Genomic DNA, 25,750 nt, shown 5'->3' with positions numbered 1-25,750 from the left:
GCAGAGCGCAGCGCTGCGTTGTTCGACTGAGCGTAGTCAGCGGCGCCGTGCTCGTCCGCGCCGCGACGTCACCTCGGCAACGGGCAGACAGGTAGCACTCTTTTCGACGACGCCCGATCCGCGCGAGCAGCGCGGCCAGCGGTGTCGCGTCGGTATCACTATCGATCGATCGACCCAGAGCGCTGTTCGAGACCGTGTAGGTGCACGCTGTGACGGCCCAACAGAAGCTATATTTAGTATCAGTCTAACGGTGTGTCCATGACGATACAACGGCGGCAGCTCATCGCGGCGATCGGCGCTGGGGCGGTCGCGAGCACGGCGGGATGTTCGCAGTCGAACGGAGGGTCCGGCGGCGGAGACGGCACGGACGGCAGCGACGGTGATGACGGGACGGGCGGCAGCGACGGGGAAAGCGGACCGGACGTCGCGGGCGAGACGCTCACGCTCACGACGACCACGAGCACCTACGACACGGGACTGCTCGACGAGATCCACACCGACTTCGAGGAGATGTACGGCGTGTCCGTCGACGCGGTCGCACAGGGGACGGGTGCGGCCCTCGAATCGGCGCGCAACGGCGACGCCGACGTCGTGATGGTCCACGCCCGCGGCCTCGAAGACGAGTTCCTGCGCAACGGGTACGGGATCAACCGCCGCGACCTGATGTTCAACGACTTCGTGATCGTCGGCCCCGAAGACGACCCGGCCGGCGTTCAGGGGATGGAGTCGGCGACAGAGGCGCTCGCGGCCATCGCCGAGGCCGAAGCCCAGTTCGTCTCGCGCGGCGACAACTCCGGGACCCACACCAAGGAACTCAACCTCTGGGAGGCCGCCGGCACCGACCCGGGCGGCGACTGGTACCAGGAGACCGGAACCGGGATGGGCGAGGCGCTGAACGTCGCGAACCAGCAGGGCGCGTACACCCTCGCGGACCGCGGGACGTTCATCTCCCAGCGGTCGGAGATCGACCTCGTCATCCTGGTGCAGGGACCGATCGAGGACGGTCCGGAGATCCTCGCGAACCCCTACGGGATCATGGCGGTCAACCCCGGCGTTCACGACAACGCCAACTACGACCTCGCGATGGCTTACATCGGCTGGGTCACGAGCCCCGGCGTGCAAGACGCCATCTCGTCGTATCAGGTCAACGGGGAGCAGCTGTTCTTCCCGGAGGCGGTCTCGGAGGACCCGGACTTCCAACAGTACGTACCGGAAGGCTGGAGTAGCGAGTCCGCGGACGAGTGAACGTGCCGATCGAACCGACCGCACAGCTCGTTCCGGCGCTTCTGGACCTCCCGTTCAGGGAGGGGTACGTCTCCAGTATCATCTACGTCTCGCTGTACGTCAGCCTCGCGGCCGTGGCGTTGAGCACGCTGTTCAGCATCCCGGTCGCCATCGTCGTGGGTCTCGCCGACTTCCCGGGAAAGCAGTTCGTGAAGTCCGTCATAAACACGGGCATGGGGTTTCCGAGCGTGGTCGTCGGACTGATCGTGCTGTTCGCCGTCTCGAATCAGGGGCCGCTCGGGTCTCTCGACCTCATCTTCACCAAACAGGCGATGATCATGTCGCAGTTCGTGCTCGCGACCCCGCCGATCACGGCGATCAGCCTCGCGGCGGTCACCGGCGTGGACGAGACCGTTCGCGACGCCGCGCGCGCGCTCGGCGGCACCCGCTTCGACGTCGCGCTGGTGGTCGTCAAGGAGGCGCGGTACGGCATCGCGACGGCCGTCTTGGCCGGGTTCGGCCGCGCGGTGAGCGAGGTCGGATCCGTGCTCATCGTCGGCGGCAACATCACGGGCCCGGACGGCGTCTCGAAGACGCGAACGCTCACGACCGCAATCCAGCTCGAAGCCCGGCAGGGGCAGTACGAGACGGCCATGGTCCTCGGGGCCGTGCTCGTCGCGCTCGTGTTGACGGTCAACGCCGTGGTCGTTCGGTTCGGTGATCGGGGGGTGCAGGGCTGATGCTCCGCGCGACCGGCGTGACGCGGTCGTACGGCTCCGAGCCCGTCTTCCGAAACCTCTCGATCGACGTCGACGCCGGGGAGGTCGTCGCCGTCATCGGGCCGTCCGGTGTCGGGAAATCCACGCTTCTCAGACTGCTCGCGCTGTCGCTCGAACCGGACGAGGGGACCGTCACGCTCGACGGCGCGGACGCCTGGGGCGCAGACGAGTCGGCGCGGCTCTCGTTGCGGCGACGCGTCGGTATGGTCTTTCAAGAGGCCAGCCTCTTCGACGCGTCCGTCGCCCGCAACGTCGAGTACGGACTCCGGGTCCGCAGACCGTGGCCCGATCGGGTCCGGCGCTGGATCGCGTCGTTCGTCGGATCCGACGCGACCACCGATGCGGTCCGCGAGTCGCTCGACGTGGTCGGACTCGCGGACGCACTGGACCGACACGCGGGATCGCTCTCGGGCGGCGAGGCTCAGCGCGTCTCCTTCGCCCGCGCGCTGGCGTATCGCCCGGACGTCCTGTTGCTCGACGAGCCGACCTCCGATCTCGATCCGCGAAACACCGCGGTCATCGAATCGGCGATCGCGGCGGCGCGAGACCGCGGGATCGGCGTTGTCGTGGCCACACACGACATGCACCAAGCGCGGCGCGTCGCCGACCGCGTCGCGGTGCTGTTAGATCAGGGGCTCACCGAGATGGCTCCGGCGGAGGTCGTCTTCGAGGACCCCGCAGACGAGCGCACGCGGAAGTTCATCGACGGCGAACTGGTGTACTGACCCGGCGATCGTCTCGCGAAACGTCGGTGTAGTCGAAAGCGATCGGCGTCAGTTGGGACAGTTCCGAGACGAACGAGAGAAACGAGCGGCGGTCTGCGAGTCGGTTGGGCCGCCGGATCAGGCGTACTTCGCGACGACGTTGAGCACGTCGTCGAGTTCGTCGCCGTCGAGCGAGTAGCGCTCCTGAGCGAACACCGAGCGCAGTTCGGTCCGGTCCTCCGGCAGGAGGTCGGCGATCTTCACGGCGGTCGGCACGTCGATCTGTTCTAGCTCCGCCAACTCCTCGACGAGTTCGCGGGACTCGTCAGCGTCGAGGTGGGCGAACCGGTTGACGTGCTCGATCGCGCGAGCGAGTTCGTAGCGGAGATCGCGGTCCTCGTCTTCCGCTCGCTCGGCTTCGATCTCGACGAGGATCTCTTTCGCCTCCGACGTGGTGACGTACTCCTCGTCAACCTTCTCTTTGAATATCGTCATCTCAGTTCTGCTGCGCGCTCATGTGGGCGGCTCGGACGATGAGCGTCTTCGTCTTGCCACCGTCGGGGATCTCCACTTTGAACGCGGCGCCCTGTTTGCCCGTTACCGTTCCGGTGCGGCCGTCGAATCTCGGGTGGAAGCGGCCCTTCTGGACGCTCGGGTCGATCTTGAGGTGGACCTGGGTCCCCTCTTCGAACTCCTGAATCGCTCGCTGCGGCGGCGACGTGCCGCGGTCGCGGGGTTTGTTCGAGAGCTTGTCGCGGGTCGCCTTCTGGGGCCCATTGGAACTCGGCATGGTCTTGAGCGTTGTTCCGCTGCCGCGGTTATAAATGGTGCGTTACGGTCCGCGATCGGGAGCCGCTCTCACGGGATAGCGCGTCCGTTCGTCTCCGACCCACCCCGGGCGTTCCGCATCTATCCACCCCGGGCGTCTCCCCATCTATCTACCCCGGGCGTCTCCCCATCTATCTACCCCGGACGTATCAGCACACACCGGCTCTCGAAACCGCGAATACCACCGTTCGAAGACCCCTTTCGAAAGGGCTAATCCCGTGACTTCCCTATCGTGTTCGTAATGAGTCATCAGCTGCCGGACGTACAGGCGTCGGCACCCGACGTGACGGTCGGGCTCTCGCAGGTCGGCGTCACCGGCGTCGAGAAGCTCGTCAAGATCTCGCGGAACGGGGACCGCCCCATCGTCCTCATGGCCGAGTTCGAGGTGTTCGTCGACCTTCCGAGCGGCCGCAAGGGGATCGACATGTCCCGAAACCTCGCGACCATCGACGAGATCCTCGAAGAGATAACCCGTGAGGAGGCGTACCGCGTCGAGGAGGTCTGTGGGGACGCCGCCGAGCGGCTCCTCGAAAAGCACGACTACACCACCACCGCCGAAGTGTCGATGTCGGCGGAACTCGTCACTCGCGAGGACACGCCCGCGTCCGGGATCGAGACCCAGAGCACGGCGACGATCGTCGCGAGCGCCACCGCGACGGAGTCGGGGACCCGAGAGGAGATCGGCGCGGAAGTCACGGGGATGACCGTCTGTCCCTGTTCACAGGGGATGAGCGAGTCCCGCGCTCGCGAGAAGCTCGCCGAACTCGGCGTCGACGAGGAGACCACGGAGGAGTTCTTGGAGGCCGTCCCGCAGCCGGGCCACTCTCAGCGCGGCCACGCCACCCTCACGGTGACCACCGACGGCCATCCCGATATCGACTTGCGCGACCTGATCGACGTCGCTCGCGACTCGATGAGCGCGCGCATCTACAACATGGCGAAGCGACCCGACGAGGACCACATGACGTATCAGGCGCACGCCGACGCGAAGTTCGTCGAGGACTGCGTCCGCGCGCTGGCCGAGGGGACCGTCGACGAGTTCGACCACCTCCCGGACGACGCAGTCATTCACATGAAACAGTCGAACGACGAGTCGATCCACCAGCACAACGCCCACGCCGAACGCGAGGTTCGGATGGGCGACCTCCGCGACGAACTGGACGTCGCGTAGGCGTCCCCGTCGCGGGGAGGAGTCCGGTCTACTCTGCGGTCTCCGCCACCCGCTTCAGCAGCGCGTCCGGCGATTCTGCGGGCTCCGAGACCGTGTCGCCGGCGAGGACGACCGCCGAGCCCTCGGGAACCGCCTCGGGGGAGGGCGCTCCGTCCCGGTGGGCGTTCGGCGCGACGACCTTCTCGTGGTCCGCGACGCGCCACGCGGCGCGGTGGAGGTCGCTTCCCGGCTCGTCGCCGACCGCGATCACCGTCGTTCCGCGGAGGAGTCGCCCGACGAGGCTCCCGTAGCCGGCGACCTGGACGCCGAGCCGCTCGGTCGCTCCCGCGAACGCCTCCGCGGTCTCGCGGGCGACCGATCGATACCGGTCGTCGCCGGTCAGCGCAGCGAGGTCTGAAAGTGCGGTCGCCATCTCCACATTCCCGTCGAGCGGCCGGAACGGCCGGTCCAGCAGGCCCGCACCCGATCGGGGACCGTCGACGAACGAGCCGTCGACGTGGAGCCGGTCGATCGCCCGGTCCGCGACCGCGCGGGCGACGGTCGCTCCCTCGCCGAGCACGCCCGCCGCGCGGGTGTACGCGCTCACGACGTGGGCCGTGTCGCCGAGCAGGTCCGACTCGCCGACCTCGTCGCTGCCGCGGTAGCGGGTCACTTCCCCGGAGTCGGCGTCGATCAGGTCGCGTTCGAGCCCGTCGAGGATCCGGTGGGCGTACTCGCGGGCGCGGTCGTCGTCGGTGTAGGCGGCGACGGCGAGCAGCGCGTCGGCCGCCAGCGCGTTACCGCCGGCAAAGACGGTCAGGTCGCGGCGCGGCGAGTCGAGGTCGGCACGGTCCTCGGCGGGGGCGGCGTAGTAGGCGCGACCGAGCCCCGGACCGAGGCTCCCGCCGACGCCGTAGCCGGTCCAGAGGTCGTCCGTGAGGAAGGAGACGGCGTCGAGCGCGGGGTCGAGGTACGCGTCGTCGCCGGTGTAGAGGTAGGCGTTCGCGAACGCGCGGGTGACCGCGGCGTTCGTGTCGAGCGGCTTCTCGTAGGCCACGTCGCCCCAGTCGCGGGTCCCCGCGAACCGGAAGAAGCCGCCGGCGACCTCGTCCGCGAGGTGGTCGCGAACCGCGTCGAGCGTGCGGAGGGCGCGGTCGCGGTCGCGTTTCAGGGCGAACTCGACAGTCCGCGGAAGCGGGAACTTCGCGTCGGTGCCCCAGCCGGCGTGCTCTTCGTCGTATTTTACCTCCAGCTGCCCGGCGAGGTGGCTCTCGACGGCGTCGGTTAACTCGCCGCGCGGCGGCAGATCGGCGTCGAGCGCGCGTGGGACTCGCCCCGCCGACCGCCCCTTCTCCGCCCACATCTGCCTGACGGATTCGAGCACCTGCCGCATCCCGTCGACGTCGAGGTAGCCGGCACCGGTGAGCAGTTCGCCCTCGGGCGTGAGGAAGGCCGTCGTCGGGAACCCCCCCATGTTGTACCGCTCGCGCACACGCGGGTGGCGGTCGACGTCGACGCGGACGGGGACGAACCCCTCGTTGACGTTGGCGGCGATCCGCGGTTCGGCGTACGTGACCGCGTCCATCTCGTGACAGCCCTCACACCACGTCGCGGACAGCGACAGCAGTACCGGGCAGTCGCGGTCGTCGGCCTCGGCGAACGCCTCGGACCCCCAGTCGCGCCACTCGACGTGCGTCTCGTCGGTCATACGCGCAGTCGGGTCGGACCGTGGGTAAGCGCTTCGAGACGGGTCGGCACGCGGTCAGCCGGCCGGCAACTGCAGCTGGCGTCGACAGACGGTCCGCCGGGGCTGCCGGAGGAGACGCACGGGTGTGGAGGGGCGGCAGAGACGTGTCGATCGGTCCGTCTTGCAACCGCGTGCCGTCCGTCGATCAGCGCTTGTGATCGTGACCGAGCGCGAGCGCGAAGACGTTGGCGACTAACAGTCCGACGAACCACAGACCGGTCGTCCCGTTGAGCCCCATGTACAGCAGCGCGGGGTACGTAAGCGGGATGGCGATGGCCGCCCAGAAGGCGACCGCCTTCACCGTGCCGGTCATCAGGCCAGCGACGTGCCGGCCGGACGTGAGGCGAGTGGAAGCGGGGGTTGACATACTCACTTCGGTGTACGACGGGCATCCACATATAGCCGGGCGAGGGTTCGGGGATTTTCACCTCATTTCCCGGAGATCCACGGACGTTTCAAAACGGCCTCAGAATGCGTTTAATTGTTTATCGACCGACCTCACTCTTTTTCTCGCAGTTTCGACTCTGTTCCGAGTCGACTGAATTTCGTCCGCTGCGGTCGCGAAGCAGCGATCCGAGAAGACGGGAGAGTGACACAGAGAGGTCTTTGTCCGTACGCGAGACACTTATCCGGTCCCGCCGTAGGACCGGGCATGATCGACATCACGCGTCGACTGGCTCTCCGCGGCATCGCCGCGGGCGGGGCCGCCGCGATCGCCGGCTGTGCGGGCGGAGACGGAAACGGCGACGGTGACGGGACCGACAGCGACGGCGGCGACTCGCGAAAGCCGATCGAGCGGACGGTTCAACGGGTCGGAGCGCCGCTCTCTGGCCCGGCGTGGGACCGCAGATCGCGGCGCGGATTCTGTACGCTCATCGAGGCGGAGCGGGACGCGAACTGGCTGTTCGAAGACGCTCCCGAGGAGACGCGGGCGTTCGTCTCGGAGACCGACTTCGAGCGCGCCGTCGTCGTGTACGTCGAATCGGTCGGGCCGACGACGTGCCACTCCGAGATATCGTTCGACGACGTCGCCGTCGACGGCGGGACCCTGACCGCGAGCGCGCGGGTCGAGGATACCTCGGCGGTGGACGAGGGATGCGGACAGGCGATCACCTACCCGGCCGCGATGGTGCGGATCGAATCCGATCCCCGCCCGGAGTCGGTGCGGTTGCAGGTCACCAACGGCTGGGGCGAAACGGGAACCGTACGCGACGCCGACGGGGTGATGGATCCTGACGCGCTGCCCGGCGACATCCGCCCGGGCGGCGAGCCGAATGCGATTCCCGCCTCGTTCGACTGCCCGACCGAGGGCTTCGAGCGACACCCGCAGGTGTACGAAGGTGCGGTCAACTGGGGCGGCGGCGCGGGTCTCGACGGCGGAGACGGAAACGATACTGACGGCGATGACGGATCCGACGCCGACGGTAGCGGCGCGGGAGGCACCGACGGCGCTCCGGGTCCGCTCGCGCTCCGGGTCGTGACTCCCGACGGCCCGCTCTCCCGCGGTGACTCGTTCCGGATCGAACTGACGAACGTCTCCGACCGCCCGACGCACGTCGGCAATCAGGGCAAGTACAACCTCGAACTCCGCACGGAGGGCGGGTGGACGGAGATCCGGGGGACCGACGGCGAGGGACTGTTCGGATACACCGACGAGGCGCTCGGCGTCGACCCCGGCGAGACGCTCACGTGGGAGTTCGAGATGACGGAGTCGGGACTGACAGCGAGTGGCCCACACGCCGACGACCTCCGTGTCTGTCCCGATCTCGTTCCCGGCCGCTACCGGTTCGTGTTCTGGGGCGGCGACGACCTCGCGGTCGCGTTCGACTACGTCGGCTGACCGATCGCGTGCGACGACGGTGCGGCCATGCCGATCCAGTCACCTCGATCCAGTCACGTCGACTCGTCGATCGCTCTCGCGGCCGCGAGCACCTCGTCGTGGAGGTGACCGTTCGAGACCACCAGTCCGGTCGAATCGTGTCGCCAGCGGTCCCCGGAGAGATCCGTGGCGCGGCCGCCGGCTCGTCGGACGATGAACACGCCGGCGACGGAGTCCCACGGATTCGCGCGCAGGTTCGAGACGACCCCTTCGAGCCCGCCGGCGGCGACCGTCGAGAGCGTGAGCTGCGCCGAACCGAGCCGGCGCATGTCGCCGAAGCGTTCGACGATCGCCTCGCAGGCCGCCGCGTACTCGTCGCGGGCGTCGAAGTCCCACCACAGCGTCGGTGCGACGGTGCTCCGTCGCGTGTCGCTCACGTCGCTCACCGCGATCGGCTCGCCGTTGCGGTACGCGCCGTCGGCGTTGGCGGTGTAGACGTCGTCGAGTGCGGGCGCGACGACTGCGGCCGCGACGGGTTCGCCGTCGACGACCGCCGCGACCGCCGTTCCCCACACGTGGATGTCCCTGACGTAGTTGTCCGTGCCGTCGATCGGATCGATCACCCACGCGGCACCCGCGTCGGGCACCGTCTTGCGTTCGTCCTCCTCCTCGCCGACGATCGCGTCGTCGGGGAAGGACTCTTGAATCTCCGCGATCACGGTTCGCTGGGCCGCGCGATCGGCCTCCGTCACCACGTCGGTCTCGCCTTTCGTCTCGACCTCGATGCCGCTCCGGAACCGTTCGTGTGCGACCCGTGCGCCGGCCCGCGCCGCGCGCTCCGCGACGGCGGCGCGCTCGTCTGCATCTGTCATACCGGTACTCCGCGCTCGCGACGCGTATGCGCGTCGATCGCGAGATGTCGTGATATCCCGCACTCCCGCCGGTATTAACTCGATTCCGAATCAGAGTACCTTTAAGTGAACCGGGCGGGAAACAACGGGTATGGAACCAGAGGAAGCGGTCCGTCAGCTCGAATACGCCATCGACGCCTCGCTCGACGAGACCGGACAGCGCGCCGCCGCCGGGTACCGGCCGACGTTCGAGCGCGTCGCCGACCGCGCGGACGGAGCCGCCGTCTACGCGCTCGCGGGGACGCTCTCGGAGGAAGTCGTCGACGGCTGCTGTCCCAGCCCGGCCGAGGCGAACGCGGCCGCAGAGCGCGTGCTCGACGACTGGGCGTACACCGACGGCGGGGCCTGATCCGACCGCGGCCGCCGTCTCACACGTCGATACGGTCCCCGAGTTCCGGCGCGCTCGCGTCGAACCCCGTCTTTTTCAGGTCCGCAGCGAACGACTCACAGCGGTCGCCGTGGACGATCACCACCCGCGCGTCGGCGTAGTCGTCGAGGAACGACTCCAGCCCGTCTCGGTCCGCGTGCGCGGAGAAGTCGTACGACTCGACGGTCGCGCTCACGGGCCGCACCCGACGGTTTATCTCCATCCGACCGCGGTCCTGTAGCTCGCGGCCGGGAGTTCCCTCCACCTGATAGCCGGTCAGCGTAACCGCATTCGTCGGGTTTCCGCGGATCACGGGGAGATACGAGTGGACCGGACCGCCGGCGAGCATCCCCGACGTGGTGACGATCAGTTCGTTGTCGTCGGCGATCCGCTCACGCTGACCGTCTCGGCCCGTCACGAACCGGGCCCCACTCGTCGCCCGACGGAACGCCTCGGGGTCGCGCAGGAACGTCGGGTACTGCCGGAGCATCTCCGTTACGCCCACGCCCATCCCGTCGACGTACGGCTGTAGGTCGGCGTTGGCGGCGACGAGCATCATCTCCTGTGTCCGTCCGATGGCGAACGCGGGCGCGACGACCGTGCCCCCCTCCCAGATCGTCGTTCGCACGCGCTCGGCCCAGCGCTCTTCGACCGCGCGCCGGTCCTCGTGACGCACGTCAGCGTACGTCGACTCGCAGACCACGACGTCGGCGTCGGGCCGCGCGGTCGTCCCCGACACCAGCCGCTGGTCGTCGGTGTGGAAGTCGCCGGTGTACAGGAGGCGAGTGTCCCCGCTGTCCACGAGCACGTGTGCGGAGCCGGGGATGTGACCCGCGTCGAACAGCGTCACCGCGTACTCGCGGCCGCCGGCCGCGACGACGAACGGCTCCCCGTAGCCGTGCCGCTCCTCGACCTCGCCGAGGCGCGCAACGTGCTCCGCGGAGAAGGGGCACAGCGGACTGTTCCCGTGGAGTTTGAGCGTGTCGCGGGCGAGGGTCCGCGCGAGTTCCGCGGTCGGCGGCGTCCAGTGTATCGTCGGTCGACGCGATCCCTTCAACAGCGCCGGCACGGCACCGACGTGGTCGAGGTGGCCGTGCGAGACCACGACCGCGTCGGGTTCGGGATCGCGGATCGGGTACTGCGGGGGGTCGCCAGTCAACAGGCCGTAATCGAGCAGGAGGGCGTCGTCGACGAGGACGGCGCTCCGACCGACCTCGCGGGCTCCGCCGAGAAACTCGATCTCCATCGCGGAGGCGTAGTCGCTCCCGGCGTTAGTGTCCGTCGGTCGGTGTCACTCCAGTCGCTCTGCGGCGTCGCGCCGGACGAGTGGGTCCGCGTTCTCCGCCGGCAGCGTCACGACGTCCTCGCTCGCGAGCTCGTACTCCCGGTCGTCGACGCCGAGGATCGCACCGACATCGCGGGTGATCTTGACCGTGGTGCGGTCGTCGCGCGCCGCCGGACCGGACGCGGCGGCCCCGTCGGGATCGCCCTCGCCGGTGGGTGACGTGTCGCTCTCCGCGTCGCCGTCGGACCCGCTCTGGCCGGCGACACCCGACTCCTTCACGCCCGGCGCTCCCGGCGGCGCGGGCTCCGGCGGCACCTCGGTCGCTCCCGCCGACGCGGTCGGGTCTCCGGAGCCGTCGGTCGTCGCTTCCCGGCGCGCGTCGTCACGGGCCGCACCGCTCTCAGCGGTATCGCCCGTCGCTCCGGCCGGCGCCCCGTCGCCCTCATCTGCGGTCGTCGCTTCGGGGGCGGAGTCGGCGAGGGCGTCGACGGTGTCCTCGGGGAGCGCGTCACCGGGCTCATCGAGGTCCACCGCATCGCCGTCGTCAAGCGGTGAGCCGCCGGCCTCGTCGGGCTCCGAGCCGCCCATCGCGCCCGCGAGGGCGCTGTGGTCGGCGTCGGCGGACGGGGAACCGGAATCGGACGTCGCCTCGACGGAGTCCGGTGTCGCCTCGCTCACATCCGACGTCGATCGATCCGAATCCGCGGATTGCGCCGTCGCATCCGGATCGGACGACGGCGGCGCGTCGCCGGAGAGCACGTCGAGCACTCGGGACTTGTTCTCGCCGATCCGGTCAACGAGGTCGTCGAACAGTTCGCGTTCCTCCGTGGTCATCCCCTCGTCTTCGACGGGCATGTCGGCCGCCGCGAAGGAGGCGATCTTGACGACCTTGCCGACGCGGCGCTCGTACAGGGCCTCGGCGACTTCCTCCGCCGTCTCGACCTCGTCGGACATCCGACGCACGTCGTCGTCGGAGAACGGCTTGTCCACCTGCTCCGCGCGCCGGTCGCGGGCCGCGCGCAGGTCGGCGACGTACGCAGCCACGTCGTCGTAAAAGGAGTCCCGAAGGTGCTGGAGGCTGTCCTTGCGGCGTTCCTTGGCCTGCGCCGATCTGAGTTCGTCGAGATTCATCGTTCGGGGGCTTTCCGCGCCTCGCCGCGGGCCATCAGGAAGACCCCAGCGAACTCGGGCACGGTGTCTCTACCGGATTCGACTAACACCCTCTCGCCGTTTAGTTCTACCGTCCGTTCCACGTCGCTCTCGATCCGTATGTCGCGGCCGACGAACCGGTCCGGAACCGCGTCCCGCAGCGGTTCGAACGCGTCGAGGTCCGCGCGGTCGATCGGTGTGACGACGAGACCGGATCCCCCGTGGAGCGTCCCCGGAAGCCGGATGAGCCGCCTGGTGTCCGTGGTGACCGGCTCGTCGATCGGGGCGGTGTCGGTCGCGGTCACGCGCGCGGCGAGCGCGGAGACGAGCCGGCGCACGCCCGGCCCGCCGGCCTCGACGTTGCCCTCGCGGACCGCGGTCGGGTTGCGCTCGAACGCCCCGAGGATCGTCTCCGCGCGTCCCTCGCCGATCCCGTCGAGTTCCATCAGCCGCTCGCGGGCGGCCTCGGCGTCCATGTCGCGGAGGTCGTCCGCGTACTCGACGAGCGCCTCGTGGACGCGAGCGCCCCACCCACCCTCCGTGCGGAGCACGCGCTTCGTCGTGCCGCGCTCGGAGACCGTTCGGATCAGTCCCTCCGTGTCGAGATCGATCGCGCGGACGTAGTCGACGATCTCGCGGCGCGCCTCGCTGTCCAAGTCTCGGACGCTCTCGTCGCGGACGTGGACGTGGTACCCCCGTCCCCCCGAGAAGACGACGGTGCAGTCGTCGAACGCGAAGTCGTTCTCCAGAAAGTCGAGCAGCCGCCAGAGGGCGTCCTTGCACTCGGCCAGCATCTCGGGATAGCTCGTCGCCTCCGGGTCGACGCCCGGGAGGTGGTCGGCGTCGAGGTCGAAGACGAGATCCGCCGAGCGCCATCCCTTCTTCGACATCGTCGACGCGCCCGGATCGTCGTAGCGGGCGGCCGAGAAGTACGCGTGTCGGGGCGCGTTGTCTGCGAAGAAGGTGTCGACGTCGCCGAGGTCAAAAAGCGACTGGTGCCGAACCATCGTCGTCCCCGATCCCCGCGTCCACGGGATGTGTCCCCACTCGCGGAGGTTCGCGTCCGGGGGAAGCACGGGTGAGGCGCGGCGATAGTAGTCGCCGAACCGACCCTCCAGATACTCGCGCGTCCGATCGTCCATCCTCTCGCGTTGTACCCGCGGTCGACGTATAGACGTTACCGTTCGCGGCGGTCGACCACTGAAATCCGGTCTGTCCGTGCCTCCTCGTCGAACTGTATCCGGTCCCGACACACGTTCGGTGTCGCGGACGTGTGAGTGGAGAAACACCTGTGGCGCGTGCTCGTCAGGTTTATCAAGCCGTGTCCGTTACCGTCGGGTGACGCTTCGTCTGGAGGGCCGAAGCGTCAGCGGGGACCAACGACGCGTCCGACGCGGCTTTTTTCCGCGTCGGACGCGTCTCTTTCTGCCGAAGACTCGCGATATCGAGAGCTGTACGTAGGACACATTCCGGAGTCATATCAAACTGTAAGAATGATGGTGGATCCGATATCGATGACCTCACTGCGAACGGTAGTTGTTATTCTGATATATCCGATGTCGTGGAATAGCGGGGTAACCGGGGGTGATAGCGGCAATAGAGTCTAATTATAACGATATATTTATTTGTTCACAAACTGAACGTGTGAACAGTTGTATGTACGACCTCACAGGTTTTCAGCGTGACCTGCTCTACGTGATCGCCGGGCTCGACGAACCGCACGGACTCGCGATCAAAGACGAACTCGAAGACTACTACGAAAAGGAGATCCACCACGGGCGGCTCTACCCGAACCTCGACACGCTCGTCGAGAAGGGGCTCGTCGAGAAGGGCCAGCGCGACCGGCGGACGAACTACTACACGCTGACGCGGCGCGGGCAACGCGAAATCGACGCGCGGACGGAATGGGAGACGCAGTACATCGAACACTGACGCCGCCGGCACGGCACCGCTCTTCTCGGGACGAGCGATAGCCGACGTGAGCCACCACTCGACCGTGAGCTACTGGTCCGCGTACCACTCCGCGAACTTCTCGAGAGCCCGACCGCGGTGGGAGACCGCGTTCTTCCGCTCCGTCTCCATCTCGGCGAACGTCTCGCCGTCGTGTTCGAAGATCGGGTCGTATCCGAACCCGCCGTCACCGCGGGGAGCGACGATGCGTCCCGGCACGTATCCCTCGAACAGCTTGACCGGCAGCGCCTCGGCCGATCTCGATTCGCCGTCATCGGATTTCGGCCCCGTTGCCGCGGCCGCGTCGCGGTCGGCTCGGTCGACTGGGTCGGGGCTCGCGGCGAACGCCTCGCCGTCGCAGTAGCCAAGCGTACAGCGGAACGCCGCCCGGCGGTCGTCGAGGTCGGCGGCGATCTCGTGGACGCGCTCGACGCCGAGCGTGCCCTCGACGTACGCGGAGTAGGGGCCGGGAAAACCGTCGAGCCCGTCGATGAACAGCCCCGCGTCGTCGACGAGGACCGGCTCGCCCGCGTGTCGGTACGCCTCCCGCGCGCCGCGCGCCGCGATGGGAGCCAGCTCGTCGGCCTGTACCTCCGCGTAGTCGAACTCGAGCTGGCTGACGGAGCCGTCAGTCAGGTACTGTTCCGCCTCGCGCACTTTCCCCGGGTTCGTCGTGACGTATCTGAGCACGGCTGTCGGTGAGACCGGCGACGAGGAATAGCCGTCGGTCGCCGGGCGGTCAGTCGCCGGTCGAACAGTCGCTCTCCGCCGAGCGACGCCGACCCGAGGGGGGCTCAGTCGCTCGCGACGGCGAATCGCGAGGCGTCGCTCTCGGCGGTCGGCCCCGTCACGAGCGAGACGCCGACGGTGAGGGCCGCGGACAGCGCCATCAGCCCGAGCGCCACGTCCCAGCCGCCCGCGACGGTCCGCGGCAGCGTCGGGACGAACCCGACGACAGCCGACAGGACCACCGCGAGGTACGCGACCTGCGGGACGAGCACCCCGACGATCATCCCGGTCCGGGTGGTCCGCGGCCAGTAGAGCGCGCAGATCACGGGGAGCGCGAGCAGCGCGAACCCGGAGAAGGCGGTGTCGCCGACCTCGATCAGCGTGCCGGGCCGGAACAGACTCGCGACGAACGCGAGCAGCGCGAAGGCGGCGACACCGATCCGCGCGATCCACGCCTCGCGGCGCTCGGACGCCTCGGCGTTGATCGCGGGTCGGTAGCAGTCGCGGGTGAAGTACGACGACCCCGAGAGCAGCATCGAGTCGGACGAGGACATCATCGCGGCCATCGCGCCGGCGACCACGAGCGCCGCGAACCACGCGGGCGTGTACTCGTTCAACACGACCGGGAGCACGTTCGCGCCGTCGGGCACGTCGATCGGCATCCCGGCGGCCCACGCGCCGATCATGAACGCGGGGACGAACAGCAGGAGGACGAGCACGGGCCAGAGCGCGAACGACCGCTTCAGGGTTTCACCCGAATCCGCGACGAAGAACCGCTGGTTGATCTGCGGGAACATCGTCACGCCGAACGCGATGGTGATCGCCGAGGAGATGATGAACCCCGGCGTGTAGGTCCCGCCGCCGAAGCTCCCGAACTCGGGTCTCGCGTCGAGCATCGCGCCGGTCGCCGCGCCGACGCCGCCGACGGCCGACACGATCCAGACGGCCGCGATCCACACGACCGAGAGCATGAACAGCCCCTGGATCGTGTCCGTCCACGCGACGCCGCGCATCCCGGCGAGCGCGACGTACAGGATCATGAAGGTGGTGACGAGCGCCGCGCCGCCCCAATAGGGGACCACGCCGCCGGTCAGCCCGACGAGCGCCTCGCCCGCCCCCATCTGCTGGAGCATGACGTACGGAAACAGCCACAGGAGGCTCACGCTCGCGACGAGGACCCTGAGTCCGGTCGATCCGAACCGGTCGCCGAGCATCTCCCCGAGCGTGACGTACCCGTGCCGGTCGCCGATCAGCCACTGCTTGTACCCGATGACGTACCACAGCACCGCGAACAACACGCCGTCGAGCGTGCCCATCACGATCACCCACTCCGGCCCGGCGGCGAACGCGAGGTTGGGTCCGCCGAAGAAGGTGAACGCCGACAACAGCGTGGCGAACGTAGTGAACAACAGGACAGCGGTCCCTATCGAGCGGTTCGCGAGGTAGTAGTCCTCCGCAGTCGTCTCGGAAACTCGGTACGCGACGAGTCCGACGAGCAGTGCGATCACGAGATACCCGACGATCACCCCGAGAGAGAGGCCGAGGGTCACGGCTCGTCACCTCGGCCGGCGCGTCCGTCCCCTCGGCCGGCGGTCGCGTTCGACGCCGTTCGGCGTCCCATCCCGCGTTCCCACGCCCCGCTCCGGACGAATCGGGTGAACAGCACCGTACAGAGTCCTAACCACCCGATATGCCACCAGATCCACACCGGAAGCCCGGCGACGGTCAGATCGATGCCCCACAGCGGCCACGGCACGGCGAAGGCGACGAGTACAGCGAACGTCGGTATCCACACGAGATCTCTGCGAGTCCGTCCCATATCGATCGATGTTGTCTCTATATGCATAAATTCTACTATTCAAATTCGATAAGAATCTTTGTAGAAAATTCTTCTTCAAACAGTGGTGACGGAGACGGTGCGATAACTATTTTCCGCGACGGCCACAACCACGCACGGGCGGTCAGCGCCGCTCGATCATCACCATTCACCATCATGAAAGACACAGAAAAATATCTGATTCACGCCACCATCGCGGCCGACGGCGTCGTCGAGCGGAGCGACGTTGTCGGCGCGGTGTTCGGCCAGACCGAGGGGCTCCTCGGCGAGGAGTTGGATCTCAGGGATCTGCAGGAGTCCTCTCGCGTCGGTCGGATCGACGTCGCCGTCGAGTCCGAAAACGGTCAGTCGTTCGGCGAGGTCACCGTCGCGTCGAGTCTCGACAAGGTCGAGACCGCCATCCTCGCGGCCGCACTGGAGACGATAGACCGCATCGGTCCCTGTCGCGCGTCGGTCGAAGTGACGAGCATCGAGGACGTGCGAGCGGCGAAGCGCCGCGAGGTCGTCGAGCGCGCGAAGGAACTGATCGCGGGCGGCTTCGACGAGACGAGCCTCGCGAGCGACGATATCCTCGAAGAGGTTAGAGAGGCCGCCCGCGTCGAGGGCATCGTCGACTATCGGGGGCTCCCGGCCGGTCCTCGCGTCGGTGACTCCGACGCCGTCATCGTTGTCGAGGGACGCGCCGACGTGCTGACGCTTCTCGACTGCGGGATCAAGAACGCGATCGCGGTCGAGGGGACGAACGTCCCCGAAGCGGTCGCAGACCTCACCGCCGATCGCACCGTCACCGCCTTCCTCGACGGGGACCGCGGCGGCGAGTTGATCTTACGCGAACTGGCGCAGGTCGGCGACGTCGACTACGTCGCGTTCGCCCCGCCGGGCGAGTCCGTCGAGGACCTCGACCGCAGCGCCGTGTTCGACGCGCTCCGCGGAAAGGTCCCGTACAGCAGCCTCGCCGACGAACAGAACCTCCGAGAGGCCGCCGAGGCGGAGCCGCACGCGGGGGCCGTCTCCGACGCGCGCGGCGCTACGGACGGGTCCGGCGCGGTCGAGTCCGGCGGTGCAGACGGAGCCGGTGAGGTCGAACCGGGTAGTCAGGACGGTCCTAACCTGTCGACTGAGGTGTCTTCGAACGGGAGCGACGAGCGCGGCAGCGACGAGCGCGGCAGCGACGACACCAGTGACGAGGCTCCCGATATCGACGACGACGGCGAGCAGCGCGCCCGGTCCGACGACGAGACACGCGGCTCGTCCGCCGACACCGAGAGTGCTTCGGACGGGGATGCGGCGGCTCCGACGGACGACGAACCGACTGACGACGAGCGGACGGACGACGAGCCGCGATCGCTCGAAGAACACGTTCAGGAAATTGTCGACGCCGAGAGCGGCCGGGCCCGGCTCCTCGGCGACGACCTCGGCGTGCTCGCGGAGGTCGCCGCCGCCGACGCGTTCGACGCGATCGAGAGCGCGGACACCGCTCCGGACGCGGTCGTCGTCGACGGGCGGATCGACCAGCGGCTCCTCGACGTGGCAGCCCAGCGCGGAGTCGGGGAACTGCTCGGCCGCGATGTCGGCGAGTTCGTGAAACGGCCGATCGGGACGCGTGTCCTCACGGTGGGAGACCTCCGCGCCGGAAGCTAACGCTGTTCTGATCTCTCCAAGAGGGAGCGGCGGGCTACTGGAGTCGGTAGCGCAGGATCGCGGCGATCCCGCCGAGGTTCGCGAGCTGTTCTCCGGGGGCGAACTCCGAGGAGAAGACGACCACGTCGCCGCCTTGCCGTTCGACCGATTCGATCACCTCGTTGACATCTATCTCCCAGTCGCCCTCGCCCTGCCGCTCCGTGCGGAGCCGATCGTCGACGACGAGTAGCGTCTCGATCGCTCCGAACTCCGTCGCCTCGGCCACGTCTTCCGGACCGTACGTCGCCTTCGCGTCCTGTGCGATGTTCTCGGTGAGGTCGTCGATGAGGCTCGCTTCCTTGGATATCCGCGTCTCCTTTTGCACCTCGTCGACCGCGCCCCGCTTGAGCACCTCGTGGACGCCGCGATCGCCGGCGGCGGAGGTGTCGACCGTGGTGATCCGGTCCGTCAGGTCCCGGTACTCCTCCTCGATGTAGTCGAGCGCGTCCGTCTTCGTGAACCCCGGGCCGGCGAGGATCACGGCGTCCGCGTCGAGGTGGGCGAGCGCGTCAGCGAGGTCGGCGAACAGCTCCTCGCGCGGGCGGGAGTAGTCGCCTTTTCCCGTGGGTTTAGTGAACGAGGCGTACTCCTCGGTCCCGTACTGCTGGACGGTGTGGACGTACGCGGCCCCCTCTTCGACCGTCGCGATCGCCACGTCGGGGTTCTCGGCGGCTTCCGTCGCCTCCTCCAGTCGCTCGGTCTGGTCCGGCTTGAAGTGTTTTTCCACCGTGATCTCGTCGTGTTCCTCGACGTTGATCGTGTGGTGGGCGTTGAGTTGGTCCTCGCGCGAACAGGCGACGATGACGCCCGAGACGCGCAGGCGGTTGGCGAACCGGGCGAACTCGACCTCCTCGACTTCGAGCGTGACGAAGATGTGCTCGCGTTGCCCGCCGGTGTCGCGCATCTGGTCGTCGTTGCGCTGGATCCGGCGGGTGGTGTCGCCCTCGACGCGGTCACCGGGCTCCAAGACGTGCGCCAGATGCCAGAGGTCGTCGACGTTCTCGGGGACGAGGGTGAGCCGCTCGCGGCCCTCCTCGCCGTAGCCCCGATCGGAGATTCGCATGGCCGACCGTTCGCCCGGCCTCGTATCAACTCTTGTCTTTGTCGTCGCCCCTCGCCTCCAGCGAGACCCACTCGAAGCCGCTCGGGTCGGTTAGATCCGCATCGAGCGACCGATCGCGGTCGATCGGGACGGACCGACCCGACTGGACGGCGGGCGGTGCCTCGGCTCGCGGCGGTCGCGAGCCGCCGTCGCCCATCGATCGCACCGGCCGGCCGCGAACTCCGGCCGCCGCGCGTGACGCGGGAGACTCCGGCGGACCCCCGCTCGCGGAGGCGACTTCCGACGCGCCAGTCCCTACGACGCCGATACCGGCGGACCGAGTTCCCCGCAGCGCCGCGCGCGCGCCGCGGCCGTACACCCCGTGGGCGATCGTGCGGACGGCGAAGACGACGACGCCGCCGACGAGAATCGGAACGAGCGGACCGGCAGCGGCGTATCCGGCGGCGAGCACCGCGGTCGCGACGATCCACGCCGCCGCGTACCGGCCCGACCCGGCGACGCGGAGTATCCGGCTCGGCCGGAGGCCATCACGGAGTCGGCCCGACGCGGCGAACGCGGCGAGCGCGGCGGGTTTGACGTACGCGAACGCGATCAGATACGCGGCGGTGACCGCGGTGAGGAGTCCGACCGCGGCCGTGACGACGGCCGCGGTCCCGCTCGGGCCGAGTGCGCTCTCGATCGCGGCGGCGATCGGTTCCGGATCGACGGTCTCTGACCGGATAACGACGCCCGCGACGGTCGCCATCGCGAGTAGTAACAACAGCGGAGCGAGGAGGATAGCGCTCAACAGCGCCGACCTGATCCCGTCGCGGTAGAGATCGTTCCACGCGATGAACGACGCAGCACCGTCCGCGTTCCCGGTCTCGATCCCGTCGGCGAGGATTCTGACGAAGTAGCCGCGGACGACGAGCGCCGGCGTGAACACGAGCGGGCCGACCACGACGACCGGCGGCGTGGCGAGCGTCGCGGCGATCCAGACCGGGAGGGCGATCCACGTTGAGAGGGTCAACAGCCCGCCGACGACGAGGGTACCGGCGAGGTCAGTCGAACGCGCCAGCACCGTGATCACCCTCCGGAGCATATCGGATGCTGTTCCGCGAGAGGTATAAATGGTAACCGCGATGCCGAGTGAGCGATCGTCGATCGGTCGATCGAACGCTGAGAATCCGCCAGAGCGTTTATATGTTCCCGAGAAGTACGTCGATATGGCCGCGCGGGACAATCGTGTGCCTCTGACAAAACCGTAGCCGCCGTTGATCGGCGGCCCCCGTCTGCGGCTTTCGGACCGGTCTTCGGTGTTTTCTTGTTACTCTGCCGTCGATTCGTGCTCGTATCTTCCGGACACCTCACACGCCGGGCCAACCGTACGCCGGTACCGATTTATCCCGGCCGACCGAGGGTCCCGTATGACCGGCGACGAGCGGACGAGCGACGTGGAGTCTGCGCTCCGCAGCTACGGAGTCAACGTCGAGCGCATCGACGGGGGCGATCCGCTGAATCTCACGTACATGACGGCGTTTCCCGGCCGGGAGGTACACCGCGGGGAGATCGGTCGGACACTCAATTCGCTCATCGACCGCGCGGAGGCCGACGCGTGGGAGCCCGTCACGGTCGAGGCCACCGTGATCCGCTCGCCCGGAGACGTCCTCGGCGCGTGGCGCGCCGAGGCCGCGTGGTTCGACGCCCTCCTCGCGTACGAGATCTCGGAGACGGAATTCTCGACGCGCGTGCTGGAGACGTTGACGCACGCGGACGGGGACCCGGAAGACGCGGATGGGCGCGCCGGAGACGACGAAGCGGACGGGGACACGGGACACGACCCGACGGAGAACCCACGCGGTGAGCGGCCGTGACGCGCCGACACCCGGTCAACCGCGCGCAGCGACGCCTCCATCGTCCGCCGCGCGAGCGGTTCGCCACCCGCGAGATCGCCTTCGACGTCGACGGTGAGACCTGTCGCGGCACGCTGTACCTCCCCGGCGGCGGTCCGGAGGATCCGCCGGTCGTCGTGATGGCACCGGGGCTCGGCGCGGAACGGAGCTTCGGTTATCCCGCCGTCGCAGAGCGGTTCGCAGACGCCGGCTACGCCGCGCTGTGCTTCGACTACCGAGGCTTCGGCGCGTCCGACGGCGACGCACAGGCGGTCCATCCCGAGCGCCAACGCGACGACTACGCGGCGGCGATCGACCGAGCGCGCCGAGTCGACGCCGTCGGAAGCGGGCTGGTTCTCTGGGGGTCGTCGCTGTCGGCTGCGCACGTCCTCACGCTCGCCGCCGACCGCCGCGACGTCGACGCCGTCATCGGGCTCGTCCCGATGCTCGACGGGCGCGCGATCGCTCGCCGACGCGGCGCGCGATACCTGCTCCGATCGGGAGTCGCGGGCGTCCGCGACCTGATCGGGGCTCGGTTCGGGCGCGGTCGGACGGTCCCGATCGTCGGCGACGCCGCGGACCTCGCGGCGATCACGGAGCCGGGAACGAAGCGGAAGTACCTCGATCTGGTCGACCGAGACTCGCGGTGGCGAAACGAGACGCCGGCGCGGTCGCTGCTCCGCGTCGCGACCTACCGGCCCGTCGAGCGACTCGCGGAGATCCGCGCGCCGACGCTCCTCGTGGCCGGGACCGACGACGAGATCGTCGAGAGTGAGTCGGTGACGGACGCGGGCGAGGCGCTCTCTCGCGGGACCGTCGTCTCGATGCCCGCAGACCACTTTTCAGTGCTCGGCGAGGACTTCGAACCCGCGGTCGGCCACCAGCTCTCGTTCCTGCGCGACGTATTTTAAGTGACAGCGGGACGGACCGGCGTCCATGACCGTTATCGCGCTGTTGAGCGTCGCGCCGGTGATCGAGGGGAGCATGTCCGAGGAGGTCGCGAAGGCCGTCGCCGCGCTCGACGCGTTCGACGTGAGCTACGAGACGAATCCGATGGGGACGGTGATCGAAGCCGACGACGCTGACACGCTGTTCGCGGCCGCCGCGGCGGCTCACAATGCCGTCGACGGCGACCGAGTCTCGACGGTACTGAAGGTCGACGACAAGCGGACGAGCGGCGAGTCGGCCGCAGAGAAGGTGACGGCCGTGGAGGAACACCTCGGCAGAGAGGCGAAACGGGAGCGGTGACCGACGACTCGATGAGCGAGCGCCTCGGCGCGGCCGACTATCCCTTGATGTTGCAGACGGGGTACGTCCGCGCAACCTTGTCGCCGATTCCGAGATCGTCGCTGACGCGGATCACCTCGTCGATGTCCTTGTAGACGCCGGGTGCCTCCTCGGCGATCGTCGCGCCCGACTGCGCTTTCACGTAGATCTGCTGGTCGGCTTCGAGACCGTCTTGCACGTCGCCGCCCCAGAACTCCTGTTTCGCCTGCGTCCGGCTCATCAGCCGGCCCGCGCCGTGTGCGGTCGACCCGAACGAGACCGACATCGACTGGTCGCCGCCGCGGAGCACGTACGAGCCCGCGCCCATGCTCCCGGGGATGATCACGGGCTGCCCCACGTCGCGGTAGGCCGCGGGAACGTCCTCGTTGCCGGCGGGGAACGCCCGCGTCGCGCCCTTCCGGTGGACGTACAGTTCGCGCTCGGCGCGGTCGACGGCCGCGTCGCCGACCGCGGGCCGCCCGTCGGCGTCGACGGGAACCTCGTGGGTCTCCTTTTTGCCGATGTTGTGCGCCACGTCGTACAGCAGCTCCATCCCGAGGTCGGAGATCGGGTCGGCGTCGAACACCTCGCCGAACGTCTCGCGGACCTGGTGGGTGATGAGCTGGCGATTCACCCACGCGAAGTTGATGCACGCGCCCATCGCGCCGTAGTACTCCTCGGCCAGTTCGGAGCCGGCGGGCGCGGCCGCGAGCTCCTTGTCCGGCAGCGAATCGAGCAGATCGCCGTGCTCCGTCTCGATCCGCCGGAGGTAGTCGTTGCAGGTCTGGTGGCCGAGCCCGCGGCTCCCACAGTGGATCAGGACGACGATGCCGTCCTCGCGGAGCCCGTACGACTCGGCGACCGCGTCACGGAACACGTCCGTGACGCGCTGCACTTCGAGGAAGTGGTTTCCGGAGCCGAGCGATCCGAGCTGGTTGCGGCCGCGGTCTTTCGCCTTTTGGGTGACGTACTCGGGGCGCGCGTCCGGGCGTCGTCCCTCGTCTTCACAGCGCGCGAGGTCGCTCTCGATCCCGTAGCCCTCCTCCACCGCCCATTCGACGCCGCGCTCTAGGGCCCCGTCGATGGCGTCGGCGGTCCCGTCGATCACGCCGCCGCCGCCGAGCCCGGAGGGAACCGCCTCGAACAGCGCGTCGACGAGTTCTCGTTCGCGTCCCCGAACGTCGTCGTAGGTGAGGCTCGTCCGCACCATCCGGACGCCGCAGTTGATGTCGTAACCGATAGCTCCCGGCGAGATACAGCCGGTTCGGGCGTCGATAGCGCCGACGCCGCCGACGGGAAACCCGTAGCCCTGGTGGCCATCCGGCATACAGAGAGCCGGCTCGACCATCCCCGGGAGGTGCGTCGCGTTCCGCAGCTGTTCGAGGGTGTCATCCTCGCCGATCTCCTCCAAGAGCGCCTCGCTGGCGAGGACGCGGGCGGGGACGTTCATGTCGCCCTCGCGTGGGATCTCCCAGACGTGCTCGCGCACCTTCTCCAGTCGGATCCCGTCGATATCGCGGGTTGTCATACGCCGGCGTTCGCCGGGACGGGGGAATAGCGTTACGTCCCGCGGGCGGTCGTCCGCGTTCGCCGAGGAGCGCCGCTCAGTCGTCCGCCGGACCCGCAGGCTTCGCCGCACCCTCGGACCCGGCGTCATCCGGTGCGCGCCGCGGATCCGCGAGACGGTTGTCAAGCGCGTACGGCCCGGCTCCCGTGATCAACAGCGCGGACGCGAGACTGAACAGACCGATGTGCGCCAATACGGGGTCGTCGGGGATCCCGAACAGCGTGAGCGTGAACACGAACAGCGCCGCCATCGCCGACGCCCGGGTGAAGAAGCCGACGGCGATCGCGACGCCGATGGCGATCTCGCCGAACCCCGCGCCGAGGACCCACAGGTCGGGCGGGATCGGCGTCGCCGTCGAGAGCCCGTACTGCTCGACCACGCCGCGGGCCATCTCCGGCGCGAGCAGTTTCTCGAACAGACCGAGGAACGCGAACCCGACGCCCATTCCGACGCGGATTACCGTCGGCACGTACCGTTCGAGGCGGTCGAGGCGGTCGGTCCCCCACTCCACGGCCCGTCGGATCGGATCGATCTCGCTGTAGAACGTCCCGGGCGTGGACGCGACGCGCTCGAACACGTGGTCGGCGCTCGGGCGGCCGCTGCCGACGAGCGCGAGCGCGAGAAATCCCGGTATCCACTCCAGCGAGTAGACGAGCAGCGGCGCGGCCGGGAGCGCGATCAGATAGGCGACGAGCCCGGCTCCGGCGGCGACGCGCGTGCCGAAGCCGAAGATGATCATGAATCCAAGCAGGATCTGCAGGAGTCGGTCGACGCCGCCGCCGATCAGCGGGTCGACCACGGGGTTGAGGAAGTAGCCAGCGAAGCCCGCACCGACGAGCGGGAGTCCGAACCCGAGGCGCAACAGCCACGGGAGGAGGTCTCGGTACTCGATCATCACGGACCGGAAGGTCGCGACATCGCGGTCGAAAATGTGAACGCGGCGGTAGGTGACGACCGCGGCCGCCAGCGCGAGACCGCCGCCCGCGAGCACCGTCGCGTTCACTGGGTCAGCGAGTGCGTCGACCAAGAACGCGATCCCCTCGCCGACCTCTGCAGTCGAGGTGACGTACCGCACGTGCGCCGAGGCGACGCCGGACGCGAGAGCGACACCGGCGAGCGCCGCGGCGAGGACCGAGGCCGGGCGGACGAGGCGAGTGCGTGTCATACGAGGACAACGGGCCCCGCGTGGATAAATGGTCGAACGGCGGCGGATCGACGGAGATCCGGGCGGGGCGGGTGCCGGACGAACGGGACGGTCACCGCCGGAAAGCGGTGGACGTCACCGCGATCCTCACCGGTCGGCGGGATCGGCCGGGATCGGCTCGCTCGGCTCGTCGGTGACGGTGAACACCGCGAACGTCCCGCCGAGTACGAGTCCGTACAACAGGCGTGCGACCGCGATGACCGCGCCGAACTCGAGACTCGCCGTGAGCCCCGGGACCGGCAGCGTCGGGACGGGGAGCGACGTGGCCCCCTCGATCGCGAGGGCGGTCGGAAGCAACAGCCCGCCAGTGATCACGCCGAGCAGCGCCGAGTGGCCGACGCGGAGCGAGAGACAGCCTCCGAGATCCGTCTGCAGCTCCGCGAAGAGGGACCGGTCGAAGATCGCGACGAACAGCCCGCCAAACAGCGTGCTGTTGAACAGGTGGACGGTCCAGCCCGCGAGGACGGTCTCGACGCCGACGAGCGCACGGATGATCGGCATGAGCCCCAGTGCCCGTGTAACACGACACCTATTACCGCGCCGGCGACGAGTCCGGAGAGCCCGCCGGCGATCCAGTGGTGCTCGTCTACCGACTTCACTGTCCCGTCGCCACGCCACTT

At 68.6% G+C, this 25,750-nt stretch carries 26 protein-coding genes and 1 pseudogene; 11 read left to right on the top strand and 16 right to left on the bottom strand.

Translation table 11 applies throughout. From position 1 onward, the window contains the following. Positions 1–258 precede the first annotated feature (258 nt). Genes ACZ45C_RS06335 through ACZ45C_RS06325 form a run of 3 tightly spaced genes read left to right on the top strand, consistent with a single transcriptional unit; the run spans position 259 to position 2,728 of the window. On the top strand, positions 259–1,245 hold the full coding sequence (locus ACZ45C_RS06335) for an ABC transporter substrate-binding protein (RefSeq protein ID WP_460560084.1): 987 nt from the start codon (positions 259–261) through the stop codon (positions 1,243–1,245). Positions 1,246–1,247: 2 nt separating this feature from the next. After that, a complete protein-coding gene (locus ACZ45C_RS06330; protein WP_460560086.1) occupies positions 1,248–1,964 on the top strand; it encodes an ABC transporter permease in 717 nt (238 codons plus the stop codon). Continuing rightward, positions 1,964–2,728 carry an amino acid ABC transporter ATP-binding protein gene (locus ACZ45C_RS06325; RefSeq protein WP_460560088.1) on the top strand — a complete coding sequence of 255 codons (765 nt, stop codon included), beginning with the start codon at positions 1,964–1,966 and terminating at the stop codon, positions 2,726–2,728. Before ACZ45C_RS06330 ends, ACZ45C_RS06325 begins: the two co-directional genes overlap by 1 nt. A 117-nt stretch (positions 2,729–2,845) precedes the next feature. On the opposite strand, the gene ACZ45C_RS06320 is transcribed toward ACZ45C_RS06325, so the two are convergent. Both ACZ45C_RS06320 and ACZ45C_RS06315 read right to left on the bottom strand, forming a co-directional pair. After that, complete coding sequence (locus ACZ45C_RS06320) at positions 2,846–3,202, bottom strand: RNA polymerase Rpb4 family protein (RefSeq protein ID WP_137783277.1); 357 nt, start codon at positions 3,200–3,202, stop codon at positions 2,846–2,848. 1 nt (position 3,203) lies between these two features. Further along, the gene (locus ACZ45C_RS06315; RefSeq protein ID WP_460560090.1) at positions 3,204–3,497 is read right to left on the bottom strand and encodes a 50S ribosomal protein L21e; all 294 of its coding nucleotides are present in this window, start codon (positions 3,495–3,497) and stop codon (positions 3,204–3,206) included. Between the two features lie 279 nt (positions 3,498–3,776). On the opposite strand from ACZ45C_RS06315, the gene mptA reads away from it, so the two are divergent. After that, positions 3,777–4,706: a GTP cyclohydrolase MptA gene (gene mptA / locus ACZ45C_RS06310; RefSeq protein WP_460560092.1), complete on the top strand. Its 930-nt coding sequence runs from the start codon at positions 3,777–3,779 to the stop codon at positions 4,704–4,706. Positions 4,707–4,734: 28 nt separating this feature from the next. Here the strand turns inward: mptA and ACZ45C_RS06305 are convergent, their stop codons facing one another. Continuing rightward, a complete protein-coding gene (locus ACZ45C_RS06305) occupies positions 4,735–6,393 on the bottom strand; it encodes a DUF255 domain-containing protein (RefSeq protein ID WP_460560094.1) in 1,659 nt (552 codons plus the stop codon). A 184-nt stretch (positions 6,394–6,577) separates the two neighbouring features. Then, the gene (locus tag ACZ45C_RS06300) at positions 6,578–6,799 is read right to left on the bottom strand and encodes a DUF8028 family protein (RefSeq protein ID WP_460560096.1); all 222 of its coding nucleotides are present in this window, start codon (positions 6,797–6,799) and stop codon (positions 6,578–6,580) included. Positions 6,800–7,084: 285 nt separating this feature from the next. On the opposite strand from ACZ45C_RS06300, the gene ACZ45C_RS06295 reads away from it, so the two are divergent. Then, a complete protein-coding gene (locus ACZ45C_RS06295) occupies positions 7,085–8,272 on the top strand; it encodes a hypothetical protein (protein WP_460560098.1) in 1,188 nt (395 codons plus the stop codon). A gap of 53 nt (positions 8,273–8,325) precedes the next feature. Here ACZ45C_RS06295 and ACZ45C_RS06290 read toward each other — a convergent pair whose 3' ends face one another. Next, positions 8,326–9,123: an inositol monophosphatase family protein gene (locus tag ACZ45C_RS06290; RefSeq protein ID WP_460560100.1), complete on the bottom strand. Its 798-nt coding sequence runs from the start codon at positions 9,121–9,123 to the stop codon at positions 8,326–8,328. Positions 9,124–9,253: 130 nt separating this feature from the next. Here ACZ45C_RS06290 and ACZ45C_RS06285 point away from each other — a divergent pair, with 130 nt between their 5' ends. Further along, positions 9,254–9,511 (top strand): hypothetical protein, encoded by a 258-nt coding sequence (locus ACZ45C_RS06285; RefSeq protein WP_460560102.1) that lies wholly within the window; start codon positions 9,254–9,256, stop codon positions 9,509–9,511. A gap of 19 nt (positions 9,512–9,530) precedes the next feature. Here ACZ45C_RS06285 and ACZ45C_RS06280 read toward each other — a convergent pair whose 3' ends face one another. Genes ACZ45C_RS06280 through priS form a run of 3 tightly spaced genes read right to left on the bottom strand, consistent with a single transcriptional unit; the run spans position 9,531 to position 13,105 of the window. After that, the gene (locus ACZ45C_RS06280; RefSeq protein WP_460560104.1) at positions 9,531–10,775 is read right to left on the bottom strand and encodes an MBL fold metallo-hydrolase; all 1,245 of its coding nucleotides are present in this window, start codon (positions 10,773–10,775) and stop codon (positions 9,531–9,533) included. A gap of 45 nt (positions 10,776–10,820) precedes the next feature. Further along, entirely contained in the window at positions 10,821–11,945 is a 1,125-nt protein-coding gene (locus ACZ45C_RS06275) for a DNA replication complex subunit Gins51 (protein WP_460560106.1), read from the bottom strand. Continuing rightward, the gene (priS, locus tag ACZ45C_RS06270; RefSeq protein WP_460560108.1) at positions 11,942–13,105 is read right to left on the bottom strand and encodes a DNA primase small subunit PriS; all 1,164 of its coding nucleotides are present in this window, start codon (positions 13,103–13,105) and stop codon (positions 11,942–11,944) included. The genes ACZ45C_RS06275 and priS overlap by 4 nt, the downstream gene beginning before the upstream one ends. 514 nt (positions 13,106–13,619) lie before the next feature. On the opposite strand from priS, the gene ACZ45C_RS06265 reads away from it, so the two are divergent. Then, the gene (locus tag ACZ45C_RS06265) at positions 13,620–13,895 is read left to right on the top strand and encodes a PadR family transcriptional regulator (protein ID WP_256417313.1); all 276 of its coding nucleotides are present in this window, start codon (positions 13,620–13,622) and stop codon (positions 13,893–13,895) included. Between the two features lie 69 nt (positions 13,896–13,964). On the opposite strand, the gene ACZ45C_RS06260 is transcribed toward ACZ45C_RS06265, so the two are convergent. From ACZ45C_RS06260 to ACZ45C_RS06250, 3 genes are all read right to left on the bottom strand, one after another. Further along, positions 13,965–14,603: a non-canonical purine NTP pyrophosphatase gene (locus ACZ45C_RS06260; RefSeq protein WP_460560110.1), complete on the bottom strand. Its 639-nt coding sequence runs from the start codon at positions 14,601–14,603 to the stop codon at positions 13,965–13,967. A 104-nt stretch (positions 14,604–14,707) separates the two neighbouring features. Next, positions 14,708–16,192, bottom strand: coding sequence for a sodium:solute symporter family protein (locus tag ACZ45C_RS06255; RefSeq protein WP_460560112.1), 1,485 nt, complete (start codon positions 16,190–16,192; stop codon positions 14,708–14,710). Further along, a complete protein-coding gene (locus ACZ45C_RS06250; protein ID WP_460560114.1) occupies positions 16,189–16,461 on the bottom strand; it encodes a DUF3311 domain-containing protein in 273 nt (90 codons plus the stop codon). Before ACZ45C_RS06250 ends, ACZ45C_RS06255 begins: the two co-directional genes overlap by 4 nt. A gap of 174 nt (positions 16,462–16,635) precedes the next feature. Here ACZ45C_RS06250 and dnaG point away from each other — a divergent pair, with 174 nt between their 5' ends. Then, the gene (gene dnaG, locus ACZ45C_RS06245; RefSeq protein ID WP_460560116.1) at positions 16,636–18,120 is read left to right on the top strand and encodes a DNA primase DnaG; all 1,485 of its coding nucleotides are present in this window, start codon (positions 16,636–16,638) and stop codon (positions 18,118–18,120) included. Between the two features lie 34 nt (positions 18,121–18,154). On the opposite strand, the gene ACZ45C_RS06240 is transcribed toward dnaG, so the two are convergent. Together ACZ45C_RS06240 and ACZ45C_RS06235 are read right to left on the bottom strand one after the other, a co-directional pair. Beyond that, positions 18,155–19,222: an mRNA surveillance protein pelota gene (locus ACZ45C_RS06240; protein ID WP_460560118.1), complete on the bottom strand. Its 1,068-nt coding sequence runs from the start codon at positions 19,220–19,222 to the stop codon at positions 18,155–18,157. 25 nt (positions 19,223–19,247) lie between these two features. Beyond that, the gene (locus ACZ45C_RS06235; protein ID WP_460560120.1) at positions 19,248–20,303 is read right to left on the bottom strand and encodes a DUF4013 domain-containing protein; all 1,056 of its coding nucleotides are present in this window, start codon (positions 20,301–20,303) and stop codon (positions 19,248–19,250) included. Between the two features lie 325 nt (positions 20,304–20,628). Between ACZ45C_RS06235 and ACZ45C_RS06230 the strand changes: the two genes are divergently transcribed. From ACZ45C_RS06230 to ACZ45C_RS06220, 3 genes are read left to right on the top strand one after another with little or no spacing between them, the layout of a single operon-like run. Further along, complete coding sequence (locus tag ACZ45C_RS06230; RefSeq protein WP_460560122.1) at positions 20,629–21,075, top strand: hypothetical protein; 447 nt, start codon at positions 20,629–20,631, stop codon at positions 21,073–21,075. Continuing rightward, complete coding sequence (locus ACZ45C_RS06225) at positions 21,072–22,004, top strand: alpha/beta hydrolase (RefSeq protein ID WP_460560124.1); 933 nt, start codon at positions 21,072–21,074, stop codon at positions 22,002–22,004. Before ACZ45C_RS06230 ends, ACZ45C_RS06225 begins: the two co-directional genes overlap by 4 nt. A gap of 25 nt (positions 22,005–22,029) precedes the next feature. After that, positions 22,030–22,341, top strand: coding sequence for an MTH1187 family thiamine-binding protein (locus tag ACZ45C_RS06220; RefSeq protein ID WP_460560126.1), 312 nt, complete (start codon positions 22,030–22,032; stop codon positions 22,339–22,341). A gap of 37 nt (positions 22,342–22,378) precedes the next feature. On the opposite strand, the gene ACZ45C_RS06215 is transcribed toward ACZ45C_RS06220, so the two are convergent. The 3 genes and pseudogenes from ACZ45C_RS06215 to ACZ45C_RS06205 form a co-directional block, all read right to left on the bottom strand. Continuing rightward, on the bottom strand, positions 22,379–23,887 hold the full coding sequence (locus tag ACZ45C_RS06215; protein ID WP_460560128.1) for an RtcB family protein: 1,509 nt from the start codon (positions 23,885–23,887) through the stop codon (positions 22,379–22,381). A 76-nt stretch (positions 23,888–23,963) separates the two neighbouring features. Next, entirely contained in the window at positions 23,964–25,091 is a 1,128-nt protein-coding gene (locus ACZ45C_RS06210; RefSeq protein ID WP_460560130.1) for a DoxX family protein, read from the bottom strand. 126 nt (positions 25,092–25,217) lie between these two features. Beyond that, positions 25,218–25,729, bottom strand: a pseudogene (locus ACZ45C_RS06205) (hypothetical protein). Positions 25,730–25,750: the final 21 nt, after the last annotated feature.

The organism is Halorubrum pallidum (assembly GCF_055380345.1).
The sequence above is the reverse complement of the archived record's forward strand: the minus strand, read 5'-3'. Positions and strand labels throughout refer to the sequence as shown.